Below are 17,486 nucleotides of genomic sequence, written 5' to 3'. Positions count from 1 at the left end.
CTATAACACCATTGCTCGATCTAGACGATACGAGCAATGTGTTCCACTGGCCTTAGATATAGCCGCTATCAATGCATATGTTGAGCAGTACGATTTGCCAGTAGAGAGATACATATTTAATGAATGTATCTTCACGCTAGACAATCTATTTCTTGATGAGTCGCATAAAAAGGCTAAAGCAGAGGCTGAGAAGCGGATGAAGTGATGAGTTGGGTGGGGAGGTTACGACAATTTGAGACGCATAAAGTGCAATTTATGCTCTAAGTGGTCGCATAACATGCATACGGGGTATTGACGTAAGTTAATATTTGGAGTATTGACGCTGAGATGGCTTATCGATATTATGTATGTAAGTGTAAACCCTGTTATTAATAGATAATAGGGTGTTTTTATCTCTAGGAGATTAATCATGGGCTTTCCATTCTTCTTTAAAAGGGAAAAGCAGGAAGATCATAGTGGGGATGCTTCTAAGATATTTGCGGATGCCGCAGAAACATACAAAAAAGCTATGCAAGAAAGTTTAGCTCAATATAATGAGCATAGAAAAAAAGCAGAGGAACAAATTAATCGTGGCGCAAGAATCACAAAGCATCGAATCAATCTTTGATTTTTTCTATTTAGATAATCCTAAAATTAAATCTTTCTATGCTCAGCTTAATGGTCTTGGAGCATTGAATGCCTTAAAAAATACCAGCCAAATAGGTGATATTAGGAAAATGGAGGCAACAGTAGGTTTGCCTACTGTTACTGGTGGCAAACTCGGAAATGATCATTCTGTCAGTTCTACTGCAGAGCATCTTTATGATGCAATACCCACAATGCCAAGAGAGATGATTGATAGACTTGATGAGTTAGGTTTTATTCATAGAGAACTTAATGAGTCAATGCTAGGAAACTTAATATTGTGTGAAGGACGGCTTGGCGTTCTTGATGTAGGAGTTGCTAAAGAGCTACTTGAGCCTGCCCTAAATCGCCATATAAAAGAATTGGAAAGATTTAAAGAAACAAAAAAAGAGGCTCAGGAAATCAGAAGTAGTATGAGAGACTTAACCACTTTCTACAAAAATATTCCTTTTGGTTTAGAGGCTAAACTCTTAGTGGACACAGGTGCTAAAGATGTGGAAACTGGCATACCTTTATGTGATGAATTGTGGATGACTCTTAACAGGGAGGAAATCACAGGTAGTCCTTATGATATAAATTTTAAACATGGCCCATTCTTATCTGGAAAGTGGTATGTTCTTGGTGTTTTAGATGCATTACCACATGACAACTTTACCTATACCACAGTACCAAATGAACTGAAAGATGGAATTTCAGATCTGGTAAAGGTAATGCAACAAATGGCAGGCAGGCCAGACTCAGCATTTGGAATAACTCCCATTGCTATTTTTAGAGTATTAAAGCCGAAATAAATATCATTATAAACCTCCTTTGGGAGGTTTTTTAATATTCAACTGTTTGTGTTATAAATACCCTTAAATAAGAGGGTATTTTTATGGAAATCAATGTACTTTTAAAAATAATTGGTGGGGTTTCAAGTGGCGTAGGGTCACTTCTACTAGCATATCGTGGTTATGTAATTCTTAATTGGGTTAAATATATTCTCTTTGCTCATGAAAAAAATATAGATGCATTAATGGGAACAGTCTATAAAGTTCCAAATGTATATGATGGCGAAATTATAACTGGAACTGTAAATCAGCTTTTAATATTAGAAGGGAAATTAGGGCTAAAGCTATTGATTCTAGGCTTTGTGTTATTTGGCGCTGGGATGTTGATGACAGCTTTGAGTTACTTTGTTGCTTGAAATGATACTAAGACTAACTAGCTTTTCCACTCAAAACAAAATATCCTCGTTAGAAATAAAGGGGATTTATTATGAAAAGTATTTTATTTGTTTTAGGGGCAATTTTTTCAGGATTGAGTCATGGCGCAGATTGGAAATTTGCAGCCATTGGGGGAGAAAATGATAGGGCGATTTACGTTGATAACAGCCAATATGCGTATGACAAAAAAAATAACACCATAAAGGCTTGGTTCAAGACAGATAGCTATAAAGAGCTTGAAGGAAATGATATATATACAAAATCAAAAGATTATTACCAATTCTCATGTCTTGATAACAAGTTAAGACTTTTGGCATTCGTGAACTATGGAAAAGATGGCAATGTTATTTCATCTGCACAAAGAGAAGAAAAGGATGCTAAATATGATTTGATTATTCCCGACACGACAGGGGAAAATATGTGGAGGGTTGCATGTTTAACGAAAGGTAAAGGATTTAGATTTCCTAAATGGCAGATAGGGGAAAGATTATCAAAAGCTGAAATGGAGAAGATACTTCCAAAAGGATATCAAAACAAATCAAATTTAGAAGAAAGTAACGAGTTGATGAGGAACCTAAGTGCTCAATAGCTTATCTTGATATAATTAAATTATAAAGAGCGTATTAAAAAGACAAAGCACCCAAGGTGCTTTTTTAGTGACTTACCAGATAGTATCCACTAAATTATCCCTAAATTTGAGGATTTTTATTTTAATTTGAATATTAGTTTTTAGATTAGATTAGAACAGTATTTAGAAAATTTAAGCATTCGTTTTTCATCGCCCAATGATTGACTTACTATCTATATAGTTGTTTATTAAAAGAACAATTATAAAGGGGTAATAATTTATGAATAAATTTAAATTAATATTAATACCAATATTCTTACTAATTAGTAGCACCAGTCTTTATGCAGATCAGAAATTAAGTCCTGTAAAAGCTACAGACATGTGCATGCAACATTTGAGTGATAAATTTAATAAATATGGACATTCCTACACTACATTTATGATTGCTGACCTAGCTGGTAGAAGTGAAAATGAGACTTTAACCTTAACTTACTTTTCTCAATATCCAGATGAGGATAAGCAATATGATGCAATTGTAAATGCCTTTAAAAATAAGATTCCTTTTCTTGGTGATGAATTCAGCAGAGATGCTGTTAAAAAGTTACATTCATTACATGGTGGAGGGAGGTCGATAATAGATGCTAGACGTAAAAGCTTAGAGAATGCGATTGCTGTTAACTTAAAGAATCAAAATGATATATGGAAAGCTGGTCTACTTATTCATGCTTACGCTGATACATATGCACATACAGATGGGAAGTATGGTGCAAAAGATGAAAAGGCATTTGGGCCATTTGCTGGTCATGCATTTCACTCAATCTTAGGTAAAGATCCTGATAAATTTACCGATAAAAATAATATTCCTAAATATACAGCTTATGTTGATCACTTATTTAAGCTTCTAAAAACAAGTAAAGCTCATGAAAAGGCATTTTTAAACTATAAAAATTTGATTGACAATAATGATTGCAAGTCTGACGAATGTTTTATGAAAAAAGCTTTACCTGCTACTGATCTTAAAAAAATTACAATGTTTAAAAATTGTATGGATAAAAATATGCGCTCTTTAACTCAAAATGAAGTTCAAGGCGTATTAGACCAAATAAAGTAATAAGTATTTATTAATAAAGAAAGCCCCTCGGGGCTTTTTTTGTTTCTACCTTGTAGGTTGAAGAATATGTTTAGCAATCTCATGACCAATATCTATTAAAGACAATATTCGATCAGTGGCGATAAGCTAAGCCAAAAAAGTAAGACAACAATTATTAATATTTTTCTTCCCATAAGGATTCAGTCATATTTTTCTGAAATCAGAAAAAATTAAAATATTTAGATAGGTTGTGGTTGAAAAAAATCTTTTGAACCATATACTTATGGTTCCAACTTTAAGAGAATAGAAAAATGTCAGATTTAAATATCCATAATAGTATTGCGGGGCTGGAAAGTTTTCAAAGTATTCAACAAGTTTTTAGAATGATTGTTTTAAATAAAAATTTAATGGCTACAAGTGATACCTTTTTAGGTAGTGAAGCAACCTTTTTAAGCCTTTTAGAAGAACTTGTTACTCCGCGTCTTGATAACAATCCAGAGGAATCTAAAAATTATTTAGAGTTATTTATAACAAATCAGTTATATGCAATGACTATTCAAATTCACAGTTTAGCTGATTTAGTTGCTCAACTAATTTATGAGAACCGTTTGGTAACTTTGCGAAGAAATGGTGTTGATTTAACTATTGATAAGGTTACTTTCCAGAAAGTAAAAGATGAGTTACAAGCTAATGGTTCAGGTATTTACCCAGATTTATTGAGTAGCTTAACGTGTTTTGAAACTGAAGAATTTAAATATTTTGCTTCGTTATCAAATACATTAAAGCACAAATATATACCTGTTACGAATCAAGGTGGGGATGCTATTTCTGGTGAGCTATTTAGAGCAGGATTCCAAGTTGATGCATTTGTAGTGCATGAAAGTGGAACGGAACGGCTAGTTCAAGCAGCGTATCTTCCAGAAATTATTGCTAAATATGATTTGTTTAAGTCTCAAATTGATCAAGTATTTGTAGAATTAAATTCAATCGCAAATACCTAATTGATTCTTATTAATAAAAAGCACCTTATGGTGCTTTTTTAAATGCATCAGGAAATAATCTTTCAGCGTTAGATTTTAATTCACTAATTAAAAAATCATATTTCTCAATTTCTCGCTTTAATTCTTGATTTTCTGGATCTTTTTTAAATAAATTCAATAGATTATCTTTTTCAGATGAGTATCGTGAATACATACCCATGAAATATGCTGCGATTAATTTAGGTAATCCATCAGCTGGAATTGCATCAATAAAACTCTCTTCAAGGCGTGACTGGGCTTCAGCATTTAGGGAACGATTATTTTCTTTTGCTGCCTCTGCGATATGTTCTTTTAGTTCTGCAGGTATGCGGAGGTTGAATTGTATATCGGCCATTTTAAAAATACTAATCTATGAATTAGTAGCATTATGCTATCAAAAATTATTGACAGCAATGTTAGCATATTGCTATGTTAGCAATATGCTAACATGTCGTTTAAGCATAACAAGGAAAAGTAATGGCAAGAAATGATCAACAGGTAAATGTTCGAATGCCACATGAAATAGTCGATCAACTTAAAGAGTACGCAGTTAAGTATCGCAGATCTTTAACAAGTCAGTTGAATGTAATAGTTGAGGAATGGCTCAAAAGCCAAAAGGAGAAAAAAGTATGAATTTGCCAAGTCAACCAGATAACTTAATTCCTGTCATTGATGGAGAAATAGGAGGGGAAGTGCAACCATGCGTTGATGCTCGTACTTTGCATCTATGGCTTAAAAGCGGTGATCGTTTTGCTGATTGGATTAAGAAGCGTATTAAAACCTATGGTTTTATTGAAAATGAGGACTTTGCTTGCTTTTCGGTAATTACCGAAACCCAAAGAAATGACGGAAGAAAAGGAAAAGCTAAGCAACTAGATTATCTTCTTACTCTAGATGTAGCTAAAGAACTTTCAATGGTTGAGAATAACTTGCAGGGTCGTATGGCTCGCCGTTATTTCATTAACTGTGAAAAAGTACTTCGTAAAACAGTTTTTGGCTTAATGGATCAATTCAATAAAGCATCTATTGAATTTGATAAGTTCAGTGAAATTGCTTCCCAAGCGGGACGAACGCTTTCGCTTGTTGGCAAACAGTACAAACCGAAAGCCAAACAAAAATTAGATGATCTGAAAATTATGGTTCAACCACATTTAACAGGTTTGGAACTAAAACAATGAAAATTTCAGGCAATAAAAAAGCCCCTTACTTTCGACGGAGAGAGGCTTTTAGTTTGCTACATAAGGAATGTAACTATGAACAGTATGATACAGATAGGAAGTAAAAATCAAGCCTATGACGCAAGTGATGTTGCCGAAGGCTTTGCACTCGCTTATGAGCAAGTTTCCGATATTGCTGCAATGCTTGATGCAATCCAGCATAAGCAAGAGCGAACCATTGAATATGTGGGCAAGGTTTATAACGTTCCTGAATCAGTATTCAAAGAACTCATTAGGCTTTTTCGAATCACTGAAAGCATGATTCAAGATTCCATGACTTTCAGTAAAGAGCAGGAAGACCATTACCAAGCTGAAGTGGATAGCAAGTCATAATTTAGCTTCAATTAAATGAAAGCCATCCTTTGGGGCGGTTTTCATCTGATTTCACACAATTTTATAAATGATTATTTATACTGAACGTTCAATTATAAAAAGGTGAAAGATGTGAAAAAGATAATATTAGGAACCTTAATCAGTGCCGTTTCTATTTCAAATACATTTGCTGCTTGTACTTATAACTTTGATGCGACACAAGCTCAAATAACAACAGCTTTCGCTGGGTTTCAGAAATTCCCCGCTATCTCAGGACAAAAGACATCTTTCACAGTAGCAGCAACTGCGGAAAACTCTCAACAGATGTTTATTGCAGCCAATGGAAATGCAATTTCTGGGCAAAATAATGGCAGTAACGTGCCGCAAAGTGGAATTTTTGCATACGAATATAAGGTTAAAGTTCCTACAATTTTACTGACCAACAATGAACAGATATTTATGTATCCAAACTATGCTGACGCTTATTACAGTAATGGTAAAGGTCAGATAGTAGCTTTGTATGCAAATCATTTACAAGGCAGCACTACCCCTAATAAAGTTATGTTTGCAGTTGGTAGTACTGTTGATGGGGCAACTGGTATGATTGAATTACCTGTAACAAGCACTAGTGATGGTTATCAAAATATTGGAATATATGTAAACCAGGATACTAAGCAAGTTGGTGTGATTTTTAATGGTGTCAATAAAGGATATGTTTCTACTAATCCAAGTAAAATTATAAGCTTAGCTTTTACTAATGGAATGGCTTATTACGGTATAGATTCTACTTCTCCAAATATTGGCAATGTGTATTCTATAGAACTTATTACTGACTCAACTAAACTGACCCAAACCTACCCAACAGGCACCAAAGACATCTGTGGTAATACTATTTAAAAGCTGAAATCCATTTAACCTCCTTTGGGAGGTTTTTTATCACCCCTAAATTCCTAGTTTTTCACTAAAAAGTAAAATAAACTAATTGAAAATAAGGGGAATAGTCCAAACTATGAATAAGAAAATTTATCATTTATTAGGGGATTTACACGATGCTAGGTTGTATGGCTTTTTATTGGATGTAGATCCGAAGACATTCAGTTTGAATGTTCTCCTTTATGTTCATATTTTTTCAACTTTTGAAGATGAAAAGTATTCATTGGAGAAGGCATTAGTTGTTTTTGAAAAGGCATCAATTCATAAATTTAGTATTACAAATGACCTGAGTAGTGGGCAATTTTATATTGTTGATTGTATTGTAAAAGATTTTGGAAATGAAAAATTTAAGTTCATTTTCACTTTTAATGACCCTTCAATAGAACTGATTTTGATTGCTGAGAATATGAGGATTAAAAATTCAGGTGTAGTAGAAGAAAAAGATGAGCAGTTCCTACCTACGAATTGGCTTAAACTGTTAGAGCATATAAATGCAGAAACTTTATTAGAGCAGATAGAGGTAAAATTCAAAAATATCACTTTAGGTGGTAATTATACGCTTGCCGAAGAAGACTATGCTGATACAAGTTATTGGTATTTTGATGAAACTCATCCTGACTCTAATTTAACTGAAGAAGAATGGGCGAAACAGGAAATTCATTTTTTTGAAACATGTGGATGGCTTTCAGTAGATCAGGAAGAGGCAATTCAAGCAATTAAAGAAAAACGGAAGATGGCTAACAGATTTAGCAATCCTTTAGACATACCTGTTCTATACCTAAATTGTTATTCTACAGGTTATAGCTATTTAAAACCTCAGGCATATTTATTCTATACACCGGCTATTATGAAATACTTTTTAAATGATGCTGAGATAATTTATTCAAATAGCTTCACATCATGGCTCAGTCGTCTAGTTTGGGCTGATACATATGAGGATGTTACAACCTTATTGCAATTTTTTAGTAAAGATCAAGTTTTAATACTAAAGGAGTTTTTACTTTATACTACAAAGTCTAATGTTGAAAATGAAAGATTAAATAAAGCCTTGGATAATGTTAAGTTAATTAGTAGTATCTGATTTAAATTTTTATGAGAGTTAATAATGAATGAAACCCTTGAAAAAATATTTCCTCTTTATGATCTAGGTGACTCTTACTCATTGTTAGAATGTGATTTTTATGATACACATTATCGATATTTTGAAGAAATAGATGATAACTATTTAACTGCGCTGAATATGTCTGCAAAAGATTTAATTCTAAAATATAACTTTCAATGGCCTGAGTTTTACACAAATGCAGCTTTAAAGGCCGTTTCAACACGCATTAGACCGCAAGAAGGTATTAAAACATGGGAAGACGTCAGTTATGAATATCTATATTACTTTGGTGATTCATGTAGTTTCTTAGATTCGAAAGGTTTTAAATTCTTTTTGCCTGCTGCTATTAATCACTTTCTAACAACAAATAAAAATAAAGCTTTTATGGATAGCTTTGTTTTTAGATTAGAAACACGATGGGACGAAGATAATCATGTTTTTAGTGATGATCAAAAACAGTTTATTAAAGAGTTTTTAAGAGAAAACACTTGACTCAATATAAAAGCCTCTAGGGGCTTTTTCATACCAAGAATTTACCGCGCCTTTAGGCGCTTTTTTATTGCCTAAAGGAACGTGATATGACCCAAGAATCCCGTTTAGTCATTGTGATTGACTCAAGAAATGCAGCAAGAAATGCCCGTAATTTAAGTGATGAACTAAATAGTATTGAACGAAATGGAGATTTCGCAACCCGCTCTACAGATAGATTTAGCGTAGCAACACGACAGTTAGCTGGGTATATGGCGGGACTTGTAACTATTGGGGCTGCTGTGTCAAAAATGGACGCATATACCAACTTATACAATAAACTCAAAGTGGTTACTGAGACTCAAGAGCAACTAAATGGAGCGATGAAGGATACGTTCGATATCGCTCAAAGGGTTGGTGCTCAGTGGGAATCTGTTAATGATGTGTACTCTAAGTATGTAGCAAACAGTAAAACGTTAAATTTGAATCAAGAGCAATTAGCAAGATTAACAGAAATTACCACCAAAGCCGTGGCTATGAGTGGATCTACAGCTCAGGCAGCCGCAGGGGCTTTGTTTCAATACGGCCAGTCAATCGATGGGAATATTCTCAGGGCTCAAGAATATAATAGCCTAGTCGATGGCGCAGGTGGGCTTTTAAATGCTATGGCAAAGGGCTTGAATGTAACACGCGGCGAATTGCGTCAAATGATGTTGGATGGAAAATTAACAGGCGAAGTTATTACGCAGGCTTTGCTGAAGGCTGGAGACAGTGTTGATCAACTTTATGCAAAAACGGATACATCCATCGGTCAAACGCTTGCCCAACTTAACAATGAAATTACTAAGTTTGTTGGTGAGGCGGGGAAAGGTAGTGGTGCAGCTCAAGCAATAGCTAAGTCCATTCAGTACTTAGCTTTTAATCTCGAAACCTTAACCAATGTTGCAATGGTTGGGGGTGCCTACTGGTTAGGTACTCTTATCCCAGTTATGTATAAGTCTGTCGTTGCAATGGGAGTTAAAACCAAAACTTTAGCAATGCAAATTACCGTGCAGTATGCAGCTATTCAAGCCGAACGAGCAGCTGCGGCACAAGAAGTTGTAAATGCTCAAGCTAAGTTAGCAAGTTTACAAGCAACCAGAGTTCAATTAATTGAAGAGTTAAAACTGGAGCTTCAGCGAAAGAAAAGTCAAATTTCAACTCAAGGAGCAATCAACTCTGAAATCCGCTTGGGATTGTTACGTCGCCAACAAGCTGTAATCAATGCTGAATTAGCCGCAACAGAAAATGCTTTAGCTGCAGCTCAGACTCGCACAGCTGCCGCAGGAGCTGCATCAATGGGTGCGGGAAGGGCATTATTAGGGGTATTGGGTGGACCAGTAGGATTAGGCCTTACAGTAGCTGGAGTTGCGGCAACTTATCTATTGATGCGCAATAATGGTGATGAAGCAAACAAAATGCTTAGAGCCCAAACTAACTATGCCAGTATGGCCGCTGAAGAATTAAATAAACTTAGTGGTGCTCAACTAAGAGCTGCTGAACAGGAACTATCTAAAGAGTTAAATGTTCAATCCTTGAAACTTCAGAAGGTTAAAAATGATTTTGAAGAATTAACTGAAAAAGTTTTAGACAGTAATAGAGAGAATAAGGAGGCATATAGAATCTGGGCTGAACTGAAATCAGGCACAATTGAAGTTGAACAAGCGTTTGAACGTTTAAATCGACTTGACTTCATAAGTAGCGAACAGATCAATCAATTGGTGGAGAGTAAGAAAAAAGTCGATGACCAGCAAGGTGCTGTCGAAAAGGCAAATGAACAGCTTAATTTAGCTAAATCAGCTGGAGCAAACGCAAAACAGGGTTTTAGTGATGCAGGCAAAGGTGCTAGTGATGCAGCACAAGATATTGCTAAATTTGCCGAAAAACTAAAGGATGTAAATAAAACGCTTACAGACCGCTTATGGGACAATGAGTTTAAAAAATCTTTAATTGAAAAATTTGGTGCTACAGAACAAAAAGCTGAATTGTTATTACAAACTTATCGCAAGAATCAGGAAAAAGGTTTTGAAGGTGTAACGGTTCAACAAGAGAAATTGATTGATCAAATTCTCAATCAGGAAAGTGCAATTGATAAGTTAATCGATAAAGATAAAGAGAGAACCAAGGAGCTTGAAAAACAAGCTAAGTTATCTCAGCGTTTAATTGGTATTTCTGGAAATTCTGGAGTTGGTACAGGCGCACATTTAGATGTGCGTTATGGTGGTTCACGAGATGGCCAAAAGGTTTCTAAGGAGCACTTAGCAAGATTACAAGCTGGAGGTAAAGCATTATCTTCCTACAGAGTCAGTTCTGATTATGGACAACGAAAAGCCCCTACAGCAGGGGCTTCTTCTTTTCATAAGGGGATTGATTTTGCAATGCCTGTGGGTACTCCAATCACGACTACAGTCGCAGTTAAGGATGTAAAAACTGCTTATGATGCTAAAGGTGGTGGTTACTATAGTACTGTGACTTTTGAAGATGGTGTCGTCTTGAAGTTACTTCACCAAGCACCATCGATGATGTCCAAAGTCAAAGGTGGCCCAAGTGATGGAACATATAAATCCAACTTGCATTTGGAGAAACAGGCTAATGAGGTTGCGAGAAATCAAATACAGTTGCAAATGGCTGTTGCGGATGAAATTACTCGTATACGCCAAAACCTAGCTGATGGTTTAAAAGAGATTGATAAAGCCGGATATAGCGATGATGAAGCGAGAAAGTTAAAGGCTCAGTACCAAGTACAAGCCAATAATGATATTGCCATTGCTCAGCAAGCTATACGAACCAGACTCGATGACTATAAGGCTTTCACAAAAACAGAAGAGCAACTGTTACGTGATAGCTTTGCGAGACGACAGTTTGAAGCTTTACATGATCTTGAATTGACGAAGAGCCAAAGACAGGAAGCTGTAAATCTTTTAAGTCAGCAGGAGCAGCAAGAGCTTGCGCTAATTAAACTCGCTCAAGAGCAGCGACTTTTTCAGATACAGCAATCATATATGCATGAAGTTGATTCAATGCGAGAGCGTTATCGCCTAGAGCGTCTAGAGATTGAAAAAACTAAAGATGCTGCTGAAAGAAGCCGATTACTAAATGCATCATATCGAGCTGAAGATAATGAGTATGAAACTAAACGACAAGGAGCGTGGAATACCTATCAGGGCATGAAGGCAAATCAAACTGGAACAGGCGCTTATTTTCAGTTGGAGCAAACAAAGAACACAGCGGATTCAAATGTATCTGAAACTCTTAAATACAATCTCATTACGGATGAAGAGGCTAAAGCCGATTTATTAAAGAATGAAGAAGAGTTTCTAAGGGCTCGACTGGATCTTAATTTATCTTTTGGTGGCCAGATAGCTGGTTCTTATGCGGATATGTTTAAGAGTATGCTGGGAGAGCAATCAGCAGCTTACAAGGCGATGTTTGTTGTGGAGAAGGCGGCAGCAATTGCTCGATCAACTATAGCTATTCAAGCTGGTATAGCTCAAGCATCTAACCTCCAATTCCCGATGAACTTGGCTGCAATGGCTACTGTTGCGGCTGAAACAGCTAGTATCATTAGTAATATTCAATCAGCAACAATGACATTTAGTGGCAAAGGTTATGCCACGGGCGGCTATACAGGTGACTTGGGTCGGGGGGAGGTTGCTGGTGTGGTACATGGCCAGGAATATGTACTAAACGCTGCCGCAACCAAGCGAGTTGGAGTTGATACCTTAAATGCCATTAACTCTGGCAGAAGTGTATCTGGTAGTTCAACAACTATGAGTCAGCCCAAAGTAAATGTATTTACTTTACCTGGTACTACTGCAAAGGTAGAGACAAGATCTGATGGTTCAATGGATATTCGTATTCAGCAACTGGCAGAACAGTTGGTCACAGCACAATTGTCTAACCCTAACAGTCCAATCTCTAAATCCTTAGGACAGAACACCAATGCTGGTCGGAGACGTTGAGTTAACCTTTCTCGATCAAGGTCCACTTAGAAGTACACGTATAAGAGAGGATTAGATACATACGTATAAGAGAGAAGAAAGCCTGTTGACAGTATAAACTACTACTCACTTCTAAACTCTATTGACAGTAAGTAATATTGAATCACCACCTTCGGGTGGTTTTTCTTTTTCTGTGGGGGGAAAACCGAAGGACGAATTGAATTCTAAAGAAATTTAGAATCACAAATAAGCAAAAACCCCAGTGTTGGCGCACTAGGGTTTTCAATCAACTTAACCGAGCCGATTAAGGAGAAAATATATCTATGTTTGAAAGTATAACAGTAATTATGAAATTTGTAGAGGCGATTATGGAAAAGTATGGATTCTTAAAAGTAACAGGATCTATTCTATTTGGGATTTTACTTTGGCAATTCTCAAATATTGTGAATGCATTTGCCAAGCTAATTGAGGTCCTAAAATGAGCACAAAAGATGCAGGAAAAGTAGCCATAATTATGGCCTATGGGAAAAGTATCTCATTGGTACTAGCAAGTCTAGGTGGTCTAATAACTGCCATAACCGCACTTATCTGGAGGATTTCTGGATGAGTGGAAAAGTTTACAATTGTTCCTAGAACCGACCTTTGATAGGTCGGTTTTTTATTACCTAAGGAAAAGTTATGGTACTTAATCGAATGATGTACTGTTCAACACAGGAAGGATATTCAGCCAACATCGGTGATGGTGTTATGTCGCAAATCTTGGATGGAGGCGCGGACCGCTATCGAAAATCACTTAAAGGTGTGATGCATACAGTAAGTTCAAGATGGGTGGTGCAGGAGTCAGGGTATCAGTATCTTATGGCCTTTTATCGAGTGTGGGCAAGAAACCCTAGCCAGCCTTTTCTAGCAAAGATCTGTGTGGATAATGCACCAGTTGAAGATTACGAATGCTTCTTTAGTGGTGCTCCAACACTCTCAAGTAAAGAGGCAGATGTCTACACAGTGACAGCAACTCTGAAGGTTAAACCGCTACCAGTTAATGAAACTTTGGATGACATTATTATTGGTGTGGGTAATGAGGGCGGTGATTTGGCTGCATTATTGAATCCATTGGAGAAGTTGGTCAACCAAGACCTTCCAGATGCACTGGAGACTTATAATGGCTGATTACACTTCATTTTATTTAAATGCATCAAGCGGTATTGTACCACTTGAATGTATTGAGATATCTCACCCAAGTTTTTCAAAAGTCTTTCGGTATGTGAAGAATGATTCAGATGGGATTGTAGCTGAAGGTCAGAATTATGTTTATCAACCGATGTCGATCAAGCGGAATAATGTTTCCAATGACCTGGAGCAAACCTTATCTCTAACCATTGCAGATATGGATGATGAGTTGGCATTAGCAGTTTCAGCCATTCGAGAAAGTGCATATCCAACTGTAAAACCTGAATGCAAATTTAAGCTATTCCGAGATGATGATCTGACCTCACCTATGACACAGTTGCAAACGCTAGAAATCCCTACAATCTCTAAAGATAGTAGTGGCTTGGTCACATTCGATGCACAAGCGCCACAATTAAACAGTGTCAAGACTGGACAAACATACTCCATTGAAGACTATCCACTGTTGCGGAGAGCGTGATGAGCATAGACAACCTGCTTGATCGCATATGGTCAAAAACTTACACGTGCAATGAGTTCACCTGTGAAGCATGGCAGCAGATTACTGGTGAAGACCTTTCGAAACGACTAAAGAGATTTCTGAATGGGAAGGGTGGATTTGAATTAATTGAAGAACCGATATCGCCCTGCATTGTTTTTTTCAAACATAACTTTCAAACCTCAACACATGTTGGGGTTTTTTTTGATAACAAGGTTTTGCATCTTACCGGTCGTGGCGTTCAGTACATGCCATTAGAAGTTGTGAAAATTGGATTTAAAGAGGTTAGTTACTACAAATGAAAAGAGTAATTATTTGCCCTGATCCATATAACCAAAGCACATGGTCTACTGCTGATGTTGATGATGTAAGTGCATATCTAAAACAGCAATTTACTGTTTTCCCACAGAATACAAAGATTTATCACAATAGTGTTGCAGAAGAAAACGATATCACACCTTTAAGCGCGGAAGGTATTAAGCACTTGCAGTCACTGGAAGGCACTTTTTATGTTGTGATCTATCCAAGTTGGATTTGGTATGTGTATTACGCCATTGTAGCCATCATGGCGGCATATAGTATCTATAGCATCCTCACTATGCCGAAGCCTGAATCTGGCCAACCTGGTTCAGCTAACAATGAACTATCAGGACGGTCGAATAGATCGCGTGTAAATGGTCGAATCGCAGATATCTTTGGGAATATCCGTGCATATCCTGATTTGATTGCTGTTGTATATAGCTACTACGAAAATGATATTGAGATTGAGGAATGCTTAATGTGCATTGGTCGAGGGTATTATCAAATTCATGATTGCCGAGATGGTGACACCGACGTAAATGGTATTGATGGAGTAAGTGTCAGTATATATGATCCTGACACAAGTATTATCGGTTCGGACACCATATATAAAGTTGGGCAATCATTTACTACATTACCTTTGGATGTGGCTAAATCAGCATCTATTAATGGACAGACACTCGTAAATCCAAACGATGTCGTTGTGGACGGAACCCATATTTACTTTACGACTGGCGGTGTAATTCGTAGTTCTGAAAGTTCAACAGACTTCAGGAACATTTTTGCTGTAGGTGATGGAATAGCAATTTCAGGTGCACAGTTTGGTGTTGATAATGCAGTTTTGTCTGGTCCTTGCTCAGTATCGAGTGATTTTAAAGTCAGTATAGATACAGATGTTGATGTTGCGGCATATGCAGACTTTAAAGGCTTATTATTGAATGGCGCGAATGTTGATATTGCTGGCATCAATTATGATTTGTCTGGGCAATACATTGTGTCATCAGTGACCAGAACATTGGTTGGATCCATCTACACATACGTTGTTCAATTAGATTCACCAAAACAAGTGAACTACAACTGGAACTATGTTGATGCAGATTATGATCTAACAGCAGGCATCATCCTAAATAATAACATTGGCAGTGTTGATCTTGATGATAATTACTCTGTAAGTGTCGTTACAGCATCAAGTATCACCCTTTCAAATGCTTCAACGGACAATCCTGATTGGGATAAAATTCCAACTCTTTTTGGTGGTTCAACACAAGGTTTAAATGATGGGGCTATCTACCTAGAACTGGTAGCAAACAAGTGGGTAGGTTGGTTTGATATATTTAAAGATGATGCAACACACTTAAATCTTAATATCTATTTCCCTGGTGGGCTGTGGAACCAAGACAGCAAAGGGAAAACTAACTGGGCATGGGTTAAAATTCAAGTTCAGTATCAAATCATTAATGATGATGGTGACCCTGTATCTCCAATCTACACTTATGAGTACTACAGTGACCATGTGACTAAACGATATGGGTTTGGTATTTCATTAAATATTGAGTTGCCAACACAAGGAAATGTTCGTTTTCGTGCAGCAAAAGTTGATCAGCATAATGGTAACAATCCAACCACGGACTGCAAGGTCAAAGATGTCTATTTATCCTCTGCATACAATAAGGATAAGTACTCAAATGTGACCATAGTAAGAAGTAGAACAGTTGCCACAGATGGTGCTTTGTCGCTAAAAGAGCGAATCTTAAACTGTCTTGTTACTCGAAAACTCAAAGTTGATGGAACAGGTGAGTTAGTCGCTACAAAAGATGCAGGGCAAGCCTTAATCAATATGGGGCTAGACCAATATATTGGACGACGATCTGCGACTGAAATAGACATTGACCAAATCAAATCAGAGGTTCAGGCTGTAAGAGATTACTTTGGATCTCCTGTGGCAACTGAGTTCAGCTACACTTTTGACGATGAGAATCTAAGCTTTGAAGAGCAAGCAGGGATGATTGCTAGTGCCTGTTTCTGCGAAGCCATGCGCTTTGGTAATAAGCTGCGTTTGAAATTTGAGAAGCCTCAAGATAACTCAGTTTTACTATTCAATCACCGAAATAAATTAATGGGTTCTGAGACGCGTACTTTTAAGTTTGGTATTGATAAAGATTATGACGGAGTTGAGCTTGAATACACATCGCCGAGCGATGATAAACGTGTAACTTATTCAATCCCGACAGGCATTACATTAACCAATCCATTGAAGATTCAGAGCACTGGAATCAGAAATGAAGCCGTTGCAAAGACAAGGGCTTGGCGTGAGTGGAATAAGTTGAAGCATCAGAATGTGAACTGTGAATTTACGGCCCTTAATGAGTCGGATTTATTGATTCGTAATGACCGAATTCTTGTGGCTGATAACACTAGTTTAGAAACACAAGATGGTGAAGTGGTTGCTATTGATGGATTGATCTTAACTGGTTCGCAAGATGTGGACTTTGTCTCTGGCGAAACCTATTACTGTCATCTTCAAATGCAGAATGCAACTGTAGACATTGTTGAATGCACAGCAGGGGAAATGACAAACCAGATCATTTTGACTAGGCCGCCAATACAGGCGCTTGTTGTTGATCCTGATCGTTATGTCAAAACACTCTATACAGTGATCAAAGGTGCTGATTCAAGCAAAAGCATATTTATGCTTAGCGAGATGACACCCAATGATCAGATGACTAATAAGCTTACATGTATCAACTATGACGATCGCTACTATCAGAACGATCACGATTTCATTTAGACAAAATTAAATGGATAACCGCCTTAACAGGCGGTTTTTTTATGCCTGGAGAAAAGTTATGCCTATTGTAACAAGAGAAAAACTAGAGAATGCCGATATTGATTGTGACACTTGGGAAGCTGTCATAAGTGGTGACGAGCAATCTAATGTCACTTCTAGACTTGGACGTATTTACCCGACTATTGCAAAAGCACTTTATCAGGTAATTCAGGCAGGA

At 36.9% G+C, this 17,486-nt stretch carries 18 protein-coding genes; 17 read left to right on the top strand and 1 reads right to left on the bottom strand.

What is annotated here, in order from left to right:
* Positions 1 to 409 precede the first annotated feature (409 nt).
* The 6 genes from NDN13_RS05165 to NDN13_RS05140 all read left to right on the top strand — a co-directional run bounded on the left by NDN13_RS05165 (position 410) and on the right by NDN13_RS05140 (position 4,488).
* The gene (locus NDN13_RS05165) at positions 410 to 607 is read left to right on the top strand and encodes a hypothetical protein (RefSeq protein WP_251117448.1); all 198 of its coding nucleotides are present in this window, start codon (positions 410 to 412) and stop codon (positions 605 to 607) included.
* A complete protein-coding gene (locus NDN13_RS05160; RefSeq protein WP_251117447.1) occupies positions 570 to 1,415 on the top strand; it encodes a protein kinase family protein in 846 nt (281 codons plus the stop codon). The genes NDN13_RS05165 and NDN13_RS05160 overlap by 38 nt, the downstream gene beginning before the upstream one ends.
* An 83-nt stretch (positions 1,416 to 1,498) precedes the next feature.
* Positions 1,499 to 1,810 carry a hypothetical protein gene (locus tag NDN13_RS05155; RefSeq protein WP_251117446.1) on the top strand — a complete coding sequence of 104 codons (312 nt, stop codon included), beginning with the start codon at positions 1,499 to 1,501 and terminating at the stop codon, positions 1,808 to 1,810.
* A gap of 71 nt (positions 1,811 to 1,881) precedes the next feature.
* On the top strand, positions 1,882 to 2,418 hold the full coding sequence (locus NDN13_RS05150) for a surface-adhesin E family protein (protein ID WP_251117445.1): 537 nt from the start codon (positions 1,882 to 1,884) through the stop codon (positions 2,416 to 2,418).
* Positions 2,419 to 2,677: 259 nt separating this feature from the next.
* Entirely contained in the window at positions 2,678 to 3,508 is an 831-nt protein-coding gene (locus NDN13_RS05145) for a hypothetical protein (protein WP_251117444.1), read from the top strand.
* A 290-nt stretch (positions 3,509 to 3,798) separates the two neighbouring features.
* Complete coding sequence (locus NDN13_RS05140; protein ID WP_251117443.1) at positions 3,799 to 4,488, top strand: hypothetical protein; 690 nt, start codon at positions 3,799 to 3,801, stop codon at positions 4,486 to 4,488.
* Positions 4,489 to 4,513: 25 nt separating this feature from the next.
* On the opposite strand, the gene NDN13_RS05135 is transcribed toward NDN13_RS05140, so the two are convergent.
* Positions 4,514 to 4,861: an Arc family DNA-binding protein gene (locus tag NDN13_RS05135; RefSeq protein WP_251117442.1), complete on the bottom strand. Its 348-nt coding sequence runs from the start codon at positions 4,859 to 4,861 to the stop codon at positions 4,514 to 4,516.
* A gap of 122 nt (positions 4,862 to 4,983) precedes the next feature.
* Here NDN13_RS05135 and NDN13_RS05130 point away from each other — a divergent pair, with 122 nt between their 5' ends.
* The 11 genes from NDN13_RS05130 to NDN13_RS05080 all read left to right on the top strand — a co-directional run bounded on the left by NDN13_RS05130 (position 4,984) and on the right by NDN13_RS05080 (position 17,269).
* A complete protein-coding gene (locus NDN13_RS05130; protein WP_251117441.1) occupies positions 4,984 to 5,139 on the top strand; it encodes an Arc family DNA-binding protein in 156 nt (51 codons plus the stop codon).
* A complete protein-coding gene (locus tag NDN13_RS05125) occupies positions 5,106 to 5,684 on the top strand; it encodes an antA/AntB antirepressor family protein (protein ID WP_251117440.1) in 579 nt (192 codons plus the stop codon). The genes NDN13_RS05130 and NDN13_RS05125 overlap by 34 nt, the downstream gene beginning before the upstream one ends.
* Before the next feature lie 75 nt (positions 5,685 to 5,759).
* Positions 5,760 to 6,056 carry a hypothetical protein gene (locus tag NDN13_RS05120; protein ID WP_251117439.1) on the top strand — a complete coding sequence of 99 codons (297 nt, stop codon included), beginning with the start codon at positions 5,760 to 5,762 and terminating at the stop codon, positions 6,054 to 6,056.
* Between the two features lie 111 nt (positions 6,057 to 6,167).
* On the top strand, positions 6,168 to 6,932 hold the full coding sequence (locus tag NDN13_RS05115; protein WP_251117438.1) for a DUF4882 family protein: 765 nt from the start codon (positions 6,168 to 6,170) through the stop codon (positions 6,930 to 6,932).
* 112 nt (positions 6,933 to 7,044) lie between these two features.
* Entirely contained in the window at positions 7,045 to 8,049 is a 1,005-nt protein-coding gene (locus tag NDN13_RS05110) for a hypothetical protein (RefSeq protein WP_251117437.1), read from the top strand.
* 24 nt (positions 8,050 to 8,073) lie between these two features.
* Positions 8,074 to 8,562 (top strand): DUF6714 family protein, encoded by a 489-nt coding sequence (locus NDN13_RS05105; RefSeq protein WP_251117436.1) that lies wholly within the window; start codon positions 8,074 to 8,076, stop codon positions 8,560 to 8,562.
* A gap of 86 nt (positions 8,563 to 8,648) precedes the next feature.
* The gene (locus NDN13_RS05100; protein WP_251117435.1) at positions 8,649 to 12,539 is read left to right on the top strand and encodes a tape measure protein; all 3,891 of its coding nucleotides are present in this window, start codon (positions 8,649 to 8,651) and stop codon (positions 12,537 to 12,539) included.
* A 657-nt stretch (positions 12,540 to 13,196) separates the two neighbouring features.
* Positions 13,197 to 13,685 carry a hypothetical protein gene (locus NDN13_RS05095; protein WP_251117434.1) on the top strand — a complete coding sequence of 163 codons (489 nt, stop codon included), beginning with the start codon at positions 13,197 to 13,199 and terminating at the stop codon, positions 13,683 to 13,685.
* Positions 13,678 to 14,163 carry a hypothetical protein gene (locus tag NDN13_RS05090; RefSeq protein WP_251117433.1) on the top strand — a complete coding sequence of 162 codons (486 nt, stop codon included), beginning with the start codon at positions 13,678 to 13,680 and terminating at the stop codon, positions 14,161 to 14,163. The genes NDN13_RS05095 and NDN13_RS05090 overlap by 8 nt, the downstream gene beginning before the upstream one ends.
* Complete coding sequence (locus NDN13_RS05085; protein WP_251117432.1) at positions 14,163 to 14,483, top strand: hypothetical protein; 321 nt, start codon at positions 14,163 to 14,165, stop codon at positions 14,481 to 14,483. Before NDN13_RS05090 ends, NDN13_RS05085 begins: the two co-directional genes overlap by 1 nt.
* Positions 14,480 to 17,269 carry a host specificity factor TipJ family phage tail protein gene (locus NDN13_RS05080; RefSeq protein WP_251117431.1) on the top strand — a complete coding sequence of 930 codons (2,790 nt, stop codon included), beginning with the start codon at positions 14,480 to 14,482 and terminating at the stop codon, positions 17,267 to 17,269. Before NDN13_RS05085 ends, NDN13_RS05080 begins: the two co-directional genes overlap by 4 nt.
* The last annotated feature ends 217 nt before the right edge of the window (positions 17,270 to 17,486 follow it).

Source organism: Acinetobacter sp. C32I (assembly GCF_023702715.1).
Taxonomy (GTDB): domain Bacteria; phylum Pseudomonadota; class Gammaproteobacteria; order Pseudomonadales; family Moraxellaceae; genus Acinetobacter.
The sequence above is the reverse complement of the archived record's forward strand: the minus strand, read 5'-3'. Positions and strand labels throughout refer to the sequence as shown.

Coding starts and splice junctions, on each gene's coding strand:
- NDN13_RS05090 (WP_251117433.1), top strand. CDS start 13,678: ATGGCTGATTACACTTCATTTTATTTAAATGCATCAAGCGGTATTGTA.
- NDN13_RS05155 (WP_251117446.1), top strand. CDS start 1,499: ATGGAAATCAATGTACTTTTAAAAATAATTGGTGGGGTTTCAAGTGGC.
- NDN13_RS05080 (WP_251117431.1), top strand. CDS start 14,480: ATGAAAAGAGTAATTATTTGCCCTGATCCATATAACCAAAGCACATGG.
- NDN13_RS05085 (WP_251117432.1), top strand. CDS start 14,163: ATGAGCATAGACAACCTGCTTGATCGCATATGGTCAAAAACTTACACG.
- NDN13_RS05125 (WP_251117440.1), top strand. CDS start 5,106: ATGGCTCAAAAGCCAAAAGGAGAAAAAAGTATGAATTTGCCAAGTCAA.
- NDN13_RS05135 (WP_251117442.1), bottom strand. CDS start 4,861: ATGGCCGATATACAATTCAACCTCCGCATACCTGCAGAACTAAAAGAA.
- NDN13_RS05140 (WP_251117443.1), top strand. CDS start 3,799: ATGTCAGATTTAAATATCCATAATAGTATTGCGGGGCTGGAAAGTTTT.
- NDN13_RS05150 (WP_251117445.1), top strand. CDS start 1,882: ATGAAAAGTATTTTATTTGTTTTAGGGGCAATTTTTTCAGGATTGAGT.
- NDN13_RS05130 (WP_251117441.1), top strand. CDS start 4,984: ATGGCAAGAAATGATCAACAGGTAAATGTTCGAATGCCACATGAAATA.
- NDN13_RS05095 (WP_251117434.1), top strand. CDS start 13,197: ATGGTACTTAATCGAATGATGTACTGTTCAACACAGGAAGGATATTCA.
- NDN13_RS05110 (WP_251117437.1), top strand. CDS start 7,045: ATGAATAAGAAAATTTATCATTTATTAGGGGATTTACACGATGCTAGG.
- NDN13_RS05100 (WP_251117435.1), top strand. CDS start 8,649: ATGACCCAAGAATCCCGTTTAGTCATTGTGATTGACTCAAGAAATGCA.
- NDN13_RS05120 (WP_251117439.1), top strand. CDS start 5,760: ATGAACAGTATGATACAGATAGGAAGTAAAAATCAAGCCTATGACGCA.
- NDN13_RS05165 (WP_251117448.1), top strand. CDS start 410: ATGGGCTTTCCATTCTTCTTTAAAAGGGAAAAGCAGGAAGATCATAGT.
- NDN13_RS05145 (WP_251117444.1), top strand. CDS start 2,678: ATGAATAAATTTAAATTAATATTAATACCAATATTCTTACTAATTAGT.
- NDN13_RS05105 (WP_251117436.1), top strand. CDS start 8,074: ATGAATGAAACCCTTGAAAAAATATTTCCTCTTTATGATCTAGGTGAC.